Origin of the sequence: Massilioclostridium coli (assembly GCF_900095865.1) — a bacterium.
Lineage (GTDB): Bacteria > Bacillota > Clostridia > Oscillospirales > Ruminococcaceae > Massilioclostridium > Massilioclostridium facile.
The window spans coordinates 942,943-957,275 of record NZ_FMIZ01000007.1; the positions used below are offsets into that span (position 1 = coordinate 942,943).

At 41.6% G+C, this 14,333-nt stretch carries 14 protein-coding genes; 12 read left to right on the plus strand and 2 right to left on the minus strand.

Translation table 11 applies throughout. The annotated features are described in order from the left end of the window. Nucleotides 1-151: 151 nt before the first annotated feature. Nucleotides 152-1,201, minus strand: a complete 1,050-nt coding sequence (locus BQ2683_RS09500) for an AraC family transcriptional regulator (RefSeq protein ID WP_069988777.1) — start codon at nt 1,199-1,201, stop codon at nt 152-154. A 183-nt stretch (nt 1,202-1,384) separates the two neighbouring features. Here BQ2683_RS09500 and BQ2683_RS09505 point away from each other — a divergent pair, with 183 nt between their 5' ends. Continuing rightward, nucleotides 1,385-4,690, plus strand: coding sequence for a glycosyl hydrolase (locus BQ2683_RS09505; RefSeq protein ID WP_069988778.1), 3,306 nt, complete (start codon nt 1,385-1,387; stop codon nt 4,688-4,690). Between the two features lie 94 nt (nt 4,691-4,784). Here BQ2683_RS09505 and BQ2683_RS09510 read toward each other — a convergent pair whose 3' ends face one another. Beyond that, nucleotides 4,785-5,048, minus strand: a complete 264-nt coding sequence (locus BQ2683_RS09510) for a helix-turn-helix domain-containing protein (protein ID WP_069988779.1) — start codon at nt 5,046-5,048, stop codon at nt 4,785-4,787. 163 nt (nt 5,049-5,211) lie between these two features. On the opposite strand from BQ2683_RS09510, the gene BQ2683_RS09515 reads away from it, so the two are divergent. From BQ2683_RS09515 to coaBC, 11 genes are all read left to right on the plus strand, one after another. After that, nucleotides 5,212-5,421, plus strand: a complete 210-nt coding sequence (locus BQ2683_RS09515; protein WP_069988780.1) for a hypothetical protein — start codon at nt 5,212-5,214, stop codon at nt 5,419-5,421. A gap of 740 nt (nt 5,422-6,161) precedes the next feature. Further along, a complete protein-coding gene (locus tag BQ2683_RS09525; RefSeq protein WP_069988782.1) occupies nt 6,162-6,545 on the plus strand; it encodes a desulfoferrodoxin family protein in 384 nt (127 codons plus the stop codon). Between the two features lie 320 nt (nt 6,546-6,865). Next, nucleotides 6,866-7,810 (plus strand): nucleoside hydrolase, encoded by a 945-nt coding sequence (locus BQ2683_RS09530; protein ID WP_069988783.1) that lies wholly within the window; start codon nt 6,866-6,868, stop codon nt 7,808-7,810. Between the two features lie 2 nt (nt 7,811-7,812). Next, the gene (locus tag BQ2683_RS09535; RefSeq protein WP_338061274.1) at nt 7,813-8,706 is read left to right on the plus strand and encodes a ribokinase; all 894 of its coding nucleotides are present in this window, start codon (nt 7,813-7,815) and stop codon (nt 8,704-8,706) included. 6 nt (nt 8,707-8,712) lie between these two features. Further along, nucleotides 8,713-9,177 (plus strand): C-GCAxxG-C-C family protein, encoded by a 465-nt coding sequence (locus tag BQ2683_RS09540; protein WP_069988785.1) that lies wholly within the window; start codon nt 8,713-8,715, stop codon nt 9,175-9,177. A gap of 19 nt (nt 9,178-9,196) precedes the next feature. Continuing rightward, the gene (locus BQ2683_RS09545; RefSeq protein WP_069988786.1) at nt 9,197-10,867 is read left to right on the plus strand and encodes a protein kinase domain-containing protein; all 1,671 of its coding nucleotides are present in this window, start codon (nt 9,197-9,199) and stop codon (nt 10,865-10,867) included. Nucleotides 10,868-11,154: 287 nt separating this feature from the next. Continuing rightward, nucleotides 11,155-12,033, plus strand: coding sequence for a YicC/YloC family endoribonuclease (locus tag BQ2683_RS09550; RefSeq protein WP_069988787.1), 879 nt, complete (start codon nt 11,155-11,157; stop codon nt 12,031-12,033). Nucleotides 12,034-12,045: 12 nt separating this feature from the next. Beyond that, nucleotides 12,046-12,309, plus strand: coding sequence for an extracellular matrix/biofilm regulator RemA (gene remA, locus BQ2683_RS09555; protein ID WP_069988788.1), 264 nt, complete (start codon nt 12,046-12,048; stop codon nt 12,307-12,309). Continuing rightward, a complete protein-coding gene (gene gmk, locus BQ2683_RS09560) occupies nt 12,293-12,898 on the plus strand; it encodes a guanylate kinase (RefSeq protein WP_069988789.1) in 606 nt (201 codons plus the stop codon). Before remA ends, gmk begins: the two co-directional genes overlap by 17 nt. Before the next feature lies 1 nt (nt 12,899). Then, complete coding sequence (gene rpoZ, locus BQ2683_RS09565) at nt 12,900-13,118, plus strand: DNA-directed RNA polymerase subunit omega (RefSeq protein WP_083256441.1); 219 nt, start codon at nt 12,900-12,902, stop codon at nt 13,116-13,118. Nucleotides 13,119-13,133: 15 nt separating this feature from the next. Next, a complete protein-coding gene (coaBC, locus tag BQ2683_RS09570) occupies nt 13,134-14,327 on the plus strand; it encodes a bifunctional phosphopantothenoylcysteine decarboxylase/phosphopantothenate--cysteine ligase CoaBC (protein ID WP_069988790.1) in 1,194 nt (397 codons plus the stop codon). The last annotated feature ends 6 nt before the right edge of the window (nt 14,328-14,333 follow it).

Sequence of the window (14,333 nt, forward strand, 5' to 3'; positions counted from 1 at the left end):
TCTTTTTTGTAGTTCTTAGACACAACGAATAAATCCGAACCTTGTGCCGGTTGGCGATGGGTTCGGATTTATTGTTTTCTATGATATATTATAAGATATATCGCATCTTTATAGATGTATGACGAACTTGTTGGAAATTATTTGGATGATTTTATTCAGCTATCGCTTCAAACGCAGGTTGTTTGGGCAAAAAAAATCCATTTTTTCTGGCTTGTTCCCGGTATTGAATTGGCGAAAGCTGATATTCCTTTTTAAAGATTTTATAAAAATGACGGATATCATGATACCCAATAATTTCTACTATCTGTTCCACTGGAAGGTCAGAATTCGCAAGGTAATAGCAGGATTTTTCCAATCGTATCTGCCGGATAATATTGCTAAATGTTTGGCCAGTTTGTTTTTTTATCGTACGAGAAGTATATTCTGTAGAATAATGGAATGCTTCAGAGAGGGATTCCAATGAAATAGTTGCATAGTTTTTTTGGATGTAATCCATCATCTCTTTTGTGTTTTTATCATGCCGAGAGAGGGTCTGAAATTGTTCGATTTGTTGTGAATAAATACGAGAGAGTTCCGCGAATAGCTGGATTAATTTTGCTACAATAATGGTTTCTTTAAATTCTTTCTGGTCAAAATGTTCTTGAATAATTTCTTGTACCAGATTGGTCAAATGGTCATTGCATTGGAACATCAAATAGGATTGGTTTTGATGTACATTATAAATGGAATCCATAAAAAAACGGAATAGAATGGTGTTTTCCGATAACATCCGCAAAAAGATTTCCTCTACTAGGCTACGCTTCATCAAAATATTAAACACAATATCGGTTTCCTTTTTAATGCAACAACTATGGATGGCGTTTGGGCTAAGCAATGCCAGAGTATTGCTGGGCTGTATAATTTCCTGTTCCTGGTTGATCTGATTATAAAAATTCCCTTGATAAACATAGCTCATTTCAAAAAAATCATGATTATGTGGGTAGCCATGATTGGTATTGGTATACCGGTAATCATGTAGTGTTACAATTGCTTCAAGTCCATGAACAAACCATTGACTATCCTCAATTGTATGGTAACCCCGTGATAAGTTTTGCTGCTTGATTGTATTGCGTTCATCGGGCGTTTGTTTTGAAAAACGAATATGATATTGATCCATTTGTTTATGTGCTAACTGAATATAAGTATGCATATTAATTGCCATTTTAGATCTTCCTTTCCATTCTATATTATACTAAAAAAATATAAGTTTTCAACCTTAATCTGGTAAACAGGCATAAAAACAACCACAAAACTGCAAAAAAACAACTAAACTTTTTCTTGTAAAAATGATATACTGAATTTACCACGATAGGTAAATTCAATAAAAAGAGAGGAGTTTTTTGAAATGAAACTATGGAAAAAAGGGATGTCGGCTCTGCTTGCGGCTGTTATGGTAGCATCCGTTACCGCAACAGTGGTTCCAGTTTCCGCTGAAACACAGGGCTTCGCAGCAGAATTTTCCTCCCCAGAGGGAAATCAATCCAAATTGAAAACAAGATATTGGATGCCAGGGGCATGGGCTGCTTCCAGTGAAGAAGGCTTACAGGAAATTCGACGTGAAATCAAAGAAATGGCGGATGCGGGCTATGGTGGTATTGAACTTGCTGACGTGCGCAGCTTAACAGAAACAGAGCAGGATACACTAGAAGCTGGAAATGAGGATGGAAGTTTTCTCTATGGTTCAAAAAACTGGCAAAAGGTTTTGTTGACTGTATTACAGGCAGCAAAAGACTACGGTCTCCAGGTGGATATTACTCTTGGGCCACATTGGCCGGTTTCTTCTAACGAAATCACTCCAAATGATGACGAAGCTGCTCAAGAGTTAACCTATGGGATTCAGAAAATAGCGCCAGGTGAAAGCTTCTCCGGTATAATTGACCCAGTTAGTGTTACAACTGACAGCCCAGTGATTCAAAATAAACTGAAAGGTGTTTATGTTGCTAAATTAGTAAAAGAAGGTACTGCAAAAGTCGTACAGGGGATGTTCAATTCCAATCTGGTAGATCGAGAACAGTACACTTTGGATAAAGATACTTATCAGGAAATCACCAATACCGATGCGGTAAATAAAGAAAACTTTAACGTTACTTATACCAATGATACAGAAGATACCTATGTTTTAATCTCTGTTTACAGCCGTGGTACAGGGCAATCAGTAGACGGAAGCTACCAGTTTATGGATTATACGGATACTACCAAAGATACAGGAAAATCCTGCTGGGTAGTAGACCATCTTTCTGTAGCGGGTGCGGAAACAATTACCAATTATTTGGACAATACGTTATTCACAGACGAAATTAAACAACTACTCCGTGAAGTTGGAGGTTATTTCTTTGAGGATTCTTTGGAGTTAAAAGGGCTGACCGCATGGTCCACCAACATGGAAGAAGAATTCCAAAACAATTGTGGATATAGTGTACAGGAATCCCTCCCATTTGTAATGGGGTTGGATAAAGCGGAAAACGATAGTGGTGAACAGGCTATTTTCGTATTTGATGAAGATGAGGATAATTTTGTTGGAAGAGTCCGCCAGGATTATCTGGACACCCAGAGTGATATGATCATTGAAAATCGTATTCAGACTTTCTCCAATTGGGCTAACGAAACTTATGGTATGGGTTACCGTATGCAGGCTTACGGCGCGATTGTTGATTCCGGTAAAGCCAGCGCGTATATTGATATTCCAGAAGGGGAACCATTGACCTTTACCAATGAATCCGACCGTTACCGCTTAATGGCGGCAGGACGTGATATGGGTGGAAAACAGCTGCTTTCCAACGAAATAGGCGCATCCTTTACTTATGGTAGTTGCTACGCCTACCCATATGATGACCTATTGGCAACCATGAATCGAAATATGGCGGCAGGGGTAAACCAGAATATGCTCCACGGCTATTCCTATGCCTTCTCCCCAGAAGTGCAGTGGCCAGGTTACCACGCATTTGGAACTGGAACCTCTGGACCATGGAGTTCCCGTATGCCATCTTGGGAAAATGTCAACGATATTACCGGTTATATTAACCGCACCCAATATGTATTGCAACAGGGCGTGCAAAAAACGGATATTGCCATTTACCGCCAGGAATACAATGCGGCTATTTGGCAAAAAGGCGTAACAGAGTTCTATTATGACGATGGCCTATTGGCTGATGCGGGTTATTCTTATCAGTTCTATACTCCAGGTTTGTTTGAGCTGGATTCCGCTATCGTAAAAGACGGTGTGTTAAATCCAGAAGGTCCTGGTTATCGTGCGATGTTAGTTGATAACACTACAGATAAAAAGAGCGATCCATTGGATTCTATGCCAATTGATATTATCAAAAATATGACAACCTATGCACAGGCAGGATTGCCAATTGTCTTTATTGGAAACTTGCCAACCCATGGCCTATATGAAGGAGAAACGGATGCGGAATTTGCCCAGGCGTTAAATGAACTGCTGGCTTGTGATACGGTTTTACAGGTAGCTAGCTATGCAGATGTTCCAGCAGCTCTGGAAAAATTTAATGTATCCCCAGCAGCGGAATTTACTACTCCTATTGATGATGTACAAACCATCCGCCGCCAGGAAGGAAATTCCAACTACTATTACTTCTTCAACTCCAGTGCCCAACTAAGCCAAAGTTCTGTTACCACTGGCACTGGTAAAGATGAAAGCTTTACCGTAAATCTGACGGGGTCTGGCGTTCCGTACCTGTTGAATTCTTGGACAGGGGAAGTAACACCAATTACCAACTACACCAAAACAGAAACCGGTGCCCAGGTTAGTATTGACCTTCCAGATAGCGACACTACCATTATAGCGATGGCTTCTGAAGAAGATATGGGCGTTGCGGCACCAAAATCCAATGTGATTTATGAAAATAATATCGATACTAGCTATAACAATGGAGCCCTAGAAGGAAAAGTTACCGCAAATGGCAACTACCATGCCCTTCTGGAAGATGGAACCATTTATAATGGAACTGTAGCAGATGTCCCAGCGGCACAGGAACTGACCGATTGGAACCTCACAGTAGAGAGTTGGACAGCAGGGGAAGGCAATGCCCTGGCAACCAACAAAGAAATTATTGAGGTAGGCAAAACAGATTTGGTTCCTTGGTCTGAAATTGAGGCTGTAGGCGGGAATGTTTCGGGTATTGGAACCTATCACACCACCTTTACCCTGGATTCCACCAATGAAAAACTTGGCGCATATTTGAAACTGGAAGATTTGAGTGATACCTATTCTATTATCATCAATGGTCAAGAAATTGATACTTGTGACCAGATTGATTATGTAGTAGATTTGAAAGACTATGTAAAACCAGGTGAAAATACTTTGGAAATCAGAGTAGCTTCCCTGTTAGCGAATGCAATTGGAAAATCCGTTAATAGCGGTTTGATGGGCAAAGTGACCATTCAGCCATATGCAACCGTTACATTGTCCAGTGAAACCCCGGATCCAACTCCGTCTGAACCTTCTGAACCAGAAAATCCATCTTCCAAACCATCCGACCCATCCAGTGGTGATGGTGGAAGCAGCAATGGCGGCAGTGGAAATGGCGGTCATGTACAAACAGGCGATGTTCTTCCAATCGCAGGGGCATTGGCATTGTTGGGCGCATCCGCGGCAGCTGTAGTTGGCATCCGCAGAAAGCGCAATCATTAATTACGATTACCTTCATCTATTATCCTTAGTTTCTTTTCCTGCCATAAATGGCACAGTAAAACCGGTACATTTTTTGTACCGGTTTTGCTGTATGTTATGGATTATTTTGAGAAAGGAAATTCGTTCTGTTGTTTCGGGGTTTCCGTTGTTTTACCTTTCCCTCCGCCAGAGCATCCAAGTCAATTCCTAAACTATTACAGAGCTTTCTAGCTGTAGTAATTCCTAAATTTCCAGCTCCTTTTTTGTATATTTTTTCCAACACAGAAGGAGGAATATCGTTTTTCTCTGAAAAATCTTGGATACTCCCATAACGGGTTACAATAATCTTTTTTAATTTTTGCTGTTCTTTTTGCTCCATTTTTTCTCCTCCTATTTTGATTGATTGTTTTATTTTCCCAATTGTTTTGTTTTTTATAATTTAATATATTGTTTTTAAAAATATCTTTTGTGTTTTTATTGACATCCTAGAGAAACCAGATTATAATGGAAGAAAAGTAATAATTTGGAAAGGAGAAAACGCTATGTTTCCAAACCTTCGGGCAGAGATGGCCAGGAAGAGGGTCACAAGCCATATGTTGGCAGATGCAATTGGGGTGAATCCAGCTACTATGTCCGCTAAACTCAACCATCCAGACCGTTTGAAGCTGATGGAGTGCAAAATCATTCAGGCAAAATTTTTTCCTCATCTTACGATTGATGAACTATTTGCCACAGGAGAACATGAAGAGTAAGGAGAGTTAGAACTTTTTGGTTTCATACAGTCAATCTCATATGCTTATAATTGATATGTTGATTGCGGGGATAATAATGCTCTTTCGCTGTTTGTTCGACACAGGGTTTCCCCACTGATTAGCCGATTTTATCTGCCAGTATTTCCTTTTTGTAGTTCTCCTATTCGAGGTTTTGGCAGGGTTCCATAATCGCGCGTATTGGAAAGCCAAGAGGTCAGTGCAAAAAAATGAAGCCTTGTTTTTATTTGGCAGCTTGGTAAATATCATAAAATTTTTGGTATTTACTATTTACCTAATTACAGCCTTATATTTCCATATAGATGCTTTGGCGTTTCGCCTTCAAGGAATTGTATTGGGCAACTTACAGCTATTGCTGGAATATGCAGTGATTTTATATTGGCTGCTTGTGAACTGTTTTGGAAGGATAAAATTCGTGATGCTATTCATCCAGCCAAATAGTTTGTTATCCAATTAGGAGTTGCGGCTGTAACGATTGCTGTGATCTCTTCCGATACCTTATTAAGGTATCCACAAACGATGGATTTATTATTTGGCAATCTATTGTTTTGGCGGTAAACGCTATTTTTCTGGATATACTTGACAATTTTTTTATATGATGTACAATAAAGATATCATCTATTTTATCAAAATAGATCTTGTGTATGATAGTAAATATGGTGGATACCATATTTACTAAGAACAACTTTTGATGTTATTTGATCCATGAAAGGATGAGCATTATGAAACAAAGATTTTTTATTTGTGAACACTGTGGTAATATTGTTACTTTGGTAGAGGATAAAGGGGTTCCAGTTGTTTGTTGTGGGCAAAAAATGACCGAGCTGGTTCCTGGTTCTGTGGACGCTGCTGTGGAAAAACACGTTCCTGTTGTAACAGTAAATGGAAATATTGTTACAGTATCAGTTGGTTCCACACCACATCCAATGGCAGAAGAACACTATATTACATGGGTAGCGGTGGAAACCAAACACGGATTCCAAATCCGGCATTTAGCACCAGGCGAAAGTACCACTGCCAATTTTGCGGTTGTGCCAGGGGATAAGCTGGTTACTGCTTACGCTTATTGTAACCTTCACGGTTTGTGGAAAGCGGATGCAGAATAAATATCATTGCCCTGATTTAGGTCAGGGCTTTTTTGTTTCCTGTCCAGATGAGAAATTGAACGAAATATGAATATCAACGTATTTTTATTGCAACTTTTGTTCTATCATAGTAAAATAAGATGGAACTTTGTTCGTTTATCAATAAATAATAAACATGCGATATTATGGGTAGAAAAAATTATAAAGGAATTGAAAGATTATTCAAAAATCTATTTGGAATGGAAATTGTTTTTTGTTAGGAATAAATGGCTATCTAATATGAATAGTAGGCATTTTTCCTGTTTTCAATAGAAAGTATGAGAAAAGGAGGATGGAATCATATGAAACTTCCTGTTTTGCTAGATTGTGATCCAGGAATTGACGATGCTGTCGCCATAGCGGTACTGGCAGCAGCAGAACAGATTGACCTAAAGGCGATTACTACCTGTGCAGGGAACCAGCTACCCTCCAAAACCTATGCCAATGCCCGCAACCTATTGTATTTGATGGGAAAAGAGCAAATTCCAGTATATCAAGGGGCACAAAAACCTCTTTACCGTGAACTGTTGATTGCGGGGGATATTCATGGAGATACCGGCTTGGGGGAGGTCGTGCTGGAACAAAGTCCAGCACCTCATACCAATAAATCTGCTATACAGTTAATGGGAGAATTGGTGGCAGAAACTCCTGGAATTATCATAGCAGCCACAGGGCCATTAACCAATATTGCGATTTTTTTAGCTGCTTATCCTGAATTAAAACAGAATATCCAGCGTATTGTATTAATGGGAGGAGCCTACTATGGTGGAAATTTAACTCCCTGTGCGGAATTTAATATAGCAGTGGACCCGGAAGCTGCAAAACTTGTATTTGAAAGCGGAGTGCCCATTGAGATGTTTGGATTGGATGTCACTCGCCAGGCACAATTTTATCAGGAGGATATCCAGCGGCTGAGCCAGCTGAGCAACCGTACCGGGAAGCTGCTGGCGAAAATGGTGGCGTTCCATGGCGTCCATTCACTGCAACCAGTTCTGGCTCCGCCAGACCATGTGGAAGGAATGCACATGCATGACCCCTGCGTGGCAGCCTATTTACTCCAGCCGGAACTGTTTACAATGGTACCGGTAAATGTGGCGGTGGAAACAAAAGGGGAATATACGGCAGGATGTACTGTTGTAGACTATTATCATAAAACCGGCCGCACCCCTAACGCTAATGTAGCGTTTGCGGTGGACCGAAAAAAATTTGTCGATTTAGTGTGTAATCAGGTTGCGAAACTGAAGTGAAGGTGATACAATTGAAACTGTTGAATTTTGGTTCTTTAAATATTGATTATGTGTATTCTTTGGATCATTTGGTGCTGCCAGGAGAAACCATCAGCTCCAACCGAAGAGATATTTTCTGCGGCGGAAAAGGGCTGAATCAGTCCATCGCATTCGCAAAAGCCGGCGCGAAGGTTTACCATGCTGGAAAAGTTGGACAGGATGGCAAACTTCTTTTAGATGTACTGGAACGGCATGGGGTGGATTGCAGTTATGTCCAAACCATTGAAGGCGCTTCCGGTCATACCATTATTCAGGTGGACAGGAAAGGGGAAAACAGTATTATCCTATATGGGGGAGCCAATCGGATGATAACACCAGAAGATGTCACCGAAGTCCTTTCTCACTTTACAGCAGGAGATGTGGTCGTTCTGCAAAACGAGATTTCCTCTTTAAAAGAAATCATCCTCCAGGCGCATGATAAAGGAATGAAAATTATCTTCAATCCCGCCCCATTTGAGCAAAAGTTGCTAGAGTATCCTCTGGAATATATCGACCTGTTGATTGTCAATGAGGTGGAAGGCGGGCAGTGTTCTGGCAAAACCGAACCAAAAGAGATTTTAACTACCTTATATAACCGCTACCATACAGCGGTGTTGCTCACCTTGGGGAAAGAGGGGGCAATGTACTATGACGGGGATGGTATGGAATCTCATCCAATCTACCCATCTAATGTGGTGGATACCACCGCGGCGGGGGATACCTTTACCGGCTATTTCGCTAACGCCCTGCTCACTGGCTCCACGCCAAAACAGGCGCTGGAATTGGCATCAAAAGCTTCCTCTATTACGGTATCTCGCTCTGGCGCAGCGGATTCGATTCCGTATTACGCAGAAATTCAAGAACAGTTTGGAGAATAAATAACTATGGACCGTGTACAAAAAGCATTGGATTTATTTTATGTAGGTTACAATTGTAGCCAGTCTGTTTTTGCGGCATTTAGTGACTTGTTTGGCATTCCAGAACAGCAAGCATTATTATTATCTTCTGGTTTTGGTGCCGGTATGGGCGGCCTGCGGGAAAAATGTGGCGCTGTTACCGGAATGTTTCTGTTGGCAGGGCTAGCACATGATGGCTATGACCGTACAGACATCCAATCCAAAAAAGAACTTTATGATTGGATCAAACAGTTGGATCAGGAGTTCACACAAAAAATGGGTACTACTTGTTGTCGAGAACTGCTTACCAACGCCAAATGCCTTGTGAAAGAGAACCCATCCGAACGAGATGAAAAATATTATCAAAAACGTCCTTGCGCTTTGTTTGTAGAAACTGCCGCAAAGATGGTACAGGAACATTTACTTCCACACTTAAAAGAAGAAAAAGCTTAATTTCAGGAGGTCAACTTCAATGGACAACCAATCACCTATTTGTCACCGATGTATGCACCCAAAAGGGAATGCGGTTATTTGCCCTAACTGCGGTTATGTCAACGGCAGTGTACCGGTTAACCCAGCATACTTAAAGCCAGAAACCCTCTTAGATAACCGTTACATAGTTGGGAACCTGCTGTATTCAACCCATGAGAGTGCTGTATATATTGCATATGATATTCAAATCAACACTGTGGTAGAAGTGAAAGAGTTCCTGCCAGATTCCATTGTTACCCGTAATCCGGAAACTCAGGAACTGGAGATTGAGTCGGAAAAATTCGAGCTGTTTAAAAGGGCGGCAAAAGAATTTTTAACACAAAACCAGGCTTTATCTAAAATTAGGACAATGTCTACATTGGTGCAAGCCTATGAGATTTTCGCCCAAAATAACACTTGCTATGTGATTATGGAGCATGTAGAAGGGGTTAAACTAAAGGATTATCTGCTAGACCATTATGGAGAACTTTCCTGGGAAGAAACTTCTAAAATGTTCTTGCCTGTTATTAAGCATTTAGGTCAGCTTCATGCCATGGGATTAGTCCATGGGGGACTAAGTCCGGAAACCATCTATGTTACAGTAAAAGGCCAGGTGAAAATTGGAGGATTCTGTATCCCATCTATGCGTATGACCAATGCGGAACTTCCAGTTGTAATATATGATGGTTATGCCGCTCCGGAGCAATACGAAAATGAGGAGCAGTCCTATGGTTCTTGGGTGGATGTATATGGTATGGCAGCGGTATTGTATAAAACCTTAACAGGAACTATGCCAACGGATTCCAAAAGCCGTACCTGTGTAGACAATTTGGTGCAATTAGCAGTGTTAAATCCAGCGGTTCCAAACAACGTTTCAGTGGCAATTACCTCCGCTATGACCCTTTCCTTCCGTATTCGTACCCAGACCATGACCGACCTGTACGCTGATTTATCCGCCCCTCCAAGGCAGCAGGCTGCGATCGCGGAAAAGGTGGAATCTTTAATCCAGGAACAGGAACTAGACCAGGAAACCAACAACACCAAAAAATATATTATGATTGCGGTGGGGATTACCGCAGCTGTATTAATTTTGGTTTCCGCGTTAGTATTGTACTATCTGTTTGGAAATAATTCCAATGATAAAGATAAAAATACTTCCAGTATCCTCAGTTCAGAAGTGGAGGAGAGTTCCTCTGAAGAAAGTTCTTCCCAAACTTCTTCCAAAGAGAGTTCCTCAAAAGCCTCTTCTAGTGCAACAGTATCCAACCAGGATGGATATTTAATGCTCAACTTAGTAGGGCAATACTTGAATGTAGTAAAAACAGATTCCAAATATTCGATGTTGACGGTAGAAGCGGAGTATGAATATAATGAGCAATATCCAGAAGGTGTTATTATCAAACAAAGCATTGAACCAGATGAGCCAATCAAGGAGGGACAAACGGTAAAGGTAACCGTCAGCAACGGCTCAAAATATCGGGAAATCCCACAATATACTGGACAAAGCTGGTCCGCTTATAAGAGCCAGCTGGATAATTTGGGCATTTTATATGATACTAGAACCGTTTCATCAGAAGGAGCTGCTTCTGGCACAGTAGTGGCAACTAGCATTGACCCTGGACAGAAAATCGATGTTACAACCAGTAGGCTGGTTGTCTCCATTGCGGAATAATAAAACCTACTTATCGATATAGAACCGTCAGTTTCAAAAAGGACTGGCGGTTTTTGTATAGTCATTCGCATTATAAGTTGTGGAATTTCATTTACTCATATTCCTGGTACAACATGGTTTTCTCGTAGCTCTAAGAGTAAATATATTTTTAATTGTAAATAATATATGAACAAAACCTTGCTTTGACTCTATATCTTTGGTATAATAATTTTAATATATAATTATGCAATATAGAAAAAATCATATATCCAATGATTTGTAATAAACCATTATGAGAGGATGTTTTTATGATTAAAAGCATGACAGGGTTTGGTCGTGCCCATCAAATCATCAATGGTCGTGAAGTCCTGGTGGAGATTAAATCGGTGAATCACCGTTATTTTGAGTTTAACGCCAGGGTACCACGCACCTATGGCTATTTAGAAGAAAAACTAAAATCCTATATCCAGGGGATGGTTTCCCGTGGTAAGGTAGAAGTATCTGTTAGCATTTATACTTTGGAAGGCACGGATGCGGAAATTGAAATCAATTCCACTGTAGCCAAAGGATATGTCCAAGCACTGCGGAACGTTAAAGAGGAATTGCAGTTGCAGGATGACCTTTCCCTTTCCACTGTGGCTAGATTCCCGGATGTATTCAACGTACATAAGGTGATTGAGGATGAGGAAGTAATCTGGGCATCCGTCCAGCCCGTGGTACAGGAAGCATTGGACCAGTTCCTGGAAATGCGCACTGTAGAGGGAGAACGCTTAAAAACCGACCTTCTTGCAAAACTGGATGAGATTGAACAGATGGTTGCTGTTGTAGAAGAACAATCCCCAAAAACTGTGGCTGCTTACCAAGAGCGTCTGTTCGCCAAATTACAGGAAGTGTTGGAAAACCAGGAGATTGACCAAGCTCGCATCCTCACCGAGGCAGCTATCTTTGCGGATAAAGTGGCAGTAGATGAGGAAACGGTCCGTTTGCATAGCCATCTGGAACAGTTCCGTCAACTGCTGCAAAGTGACCAGCCTGTGGGCAGGAAATGCGACTTCTTGGTACAGGAAATTAATCGGGAAACCAATACCATCGGTTCCAAAGCAACCGATTTGGAAATTTCTAAAATTGTCATCGACCAAAAATCCGTCATTGAAAAAATACGGGAACAGATCCAGAATATTGAATAGGGGGAAATAGCAATGAAATTGATTAATATTGGGTTTGGGAATATGGTTTCTGCCAACAAATTGGTGGCAATCGTTAGCCCAGATTCCGCCCCTATCAAACGCATTATCGGGGACGCGAAGGAAAAAGGCAGTTTGATTGACGCTACTTATGGCCGCCGTACCAGGGCGGTTGTGGTAATGGAAAGCGACCATGTTATTCTGTCCGCCTTACAGCCAGAAACTGTTGCCAACCGTTTAAACGACGATACAGACGGGGAGGATGAAGCAAATGAATAAAGGCTTGTTATTGGTGCTATCCGGTCCATCCGGCAGCGGGAAAGGCACAATTAACCAAGTTATCGCAGAGGATCCTAATGTGTTTATTTCAGTGTCTGCTACAACTCGTCAGCCAAGAGAAGGGGAACAGGATGGCAAACACTATTATTTCCTCTCAAAGGAGGAGTTCGAATCCCGCCTTTCTACCGGAATGATTTTGGAGCACAATGTATATTGTGGTAACTATTATGGAACCCCTAAAAAAGAGGTATACGAACATCTAGAACAGGGTCATGATGTGATTTTGGAAATCGACGTAAACGGCGCCTTAAAAGTAATGAAAGAAAATGACGTTGTCAGTATCTTTATTATGCCTCCAAGTTTAGAGGTGTTGGAACAGCGCCTTCGTGGCAGAGGAACAGAAACTGAGGAAGTGGTGCAGCAGCGTTTAAACGAAGCGCTAACTGAGATTTCCAAAGCTTATGAATATGATTATATCGTTGTCAATGACAATTTAGAGGATGCTATCGTCCAAGTTAAGGCGATTATCGTGGCGGAAAAATGTAAAACCGAACAAAATGTTGAGTTGATTAAAGGAGTGTTGAGCTAATATGAGTATGAATAGACCTGCAATTACAGAGATTTTAAAACATGGTGAGAGCTACTATTCTTTGGTGGTTGCCGTTGCAAAACGTGCCCGTGAAATTGTAGACCAGGCCAACGAAAAAGGCGATATTGTAGGAGGCAAACCAGTTTCCCTGGCAGTGGAGGAATTCGCGAAAGGCCAGTGCAAAATGGTGGAATCCGATGAGGTTACAAAATTACAATAGTGTTGGAGGCATTTTATGCTGGAAGGAAAAGTTGTTGTATTAGGGGTTTGTGGAGGGATTGCCGCCTATAAAATGGCGGATTTGGCAAGCCGGCTGACCAAAAATGGTTGCGAAACCCACGTGATTATGACCCAGAATGCAACGGAATTAATACAACCCCTTACATTTGAAACATTAACCAAAAATAAATGCTGTGTTTCTACCTTTGAGCGGGTGGATAACTGGGAAGTAGAACACGTCGAGCTAGCAAAAAAAGCAGATCTTATGGTAATCGCTCCCGCAACCGCTAACACCATAGCCAAAATGGCGCATGGCATTGCGGACGATATGCTGACTACCACCGTTTTGGCGGCTACCTGCCCAAAATTGGTGTATCCATCTATGAACACCCGCATGTATGAAAACCCGATAACCCAGGATAATCTGCAAAAGCTTCGTTCCTATGGCTTTTTTGTGGAGGAACCAGATTCCGGTATGCTCGCCTGTGGAGATAGTGGAAAAGGTCGCCTGCCAGAAACAGAGCAGATTTATGAACGGATCTGTCAACAAGTCTGCTATACTCAGGACATGAAAGGGCTTCGGGTTTTGGTAACCGCTGGCCCTACCCAGGAGCCAATCGACCCAGTGCGGTATATTACCAATCATTCCACCGGAAAAATGGGCTATGCCATCGCAAAAGCCGCCTGTATGCGGGGGGCAAATGTCACTTTGGTTTCCGGCCCAGTGAATCTGCCACGGCCAGCAGGCGTTACAGTAGTTCCAGTGGTCACCGCCCAGGATATGTTCCGCGCTGTCACCAATATTTCCAATGAGTACGATATTATTATCAAAACAGCAGCGGTGGCGGACTACAAACCAAAATTAGCTGCTGACCATAAATTGAAAAAAGGGGAGATGGATTCCCAGCTGGAACTGACTAGAACCAAGGATATTCTTGCCGAATTGGGCGCAAGGAAACGCCATGGGCAATTCCTTTGTGGTTTTTCCATGGAAACCCAGGATTTAATCGAAAATTCTGCCCAAAAATTAGAAAAGAAAAACCTGGATATGATAGTTGCTAACAGTATATCCGATCCAGGGGCAGGTTTTGGGGTGGATACCAATATTGTAACCCTGATTACCAAAGGCCAGATTACCCCGTTGAAGAAAATGTCCAAACAGGCTTTGGCTCAGGTATTGTTAGATCAAATTTTAGCACATCGGGGATAAAAAGGA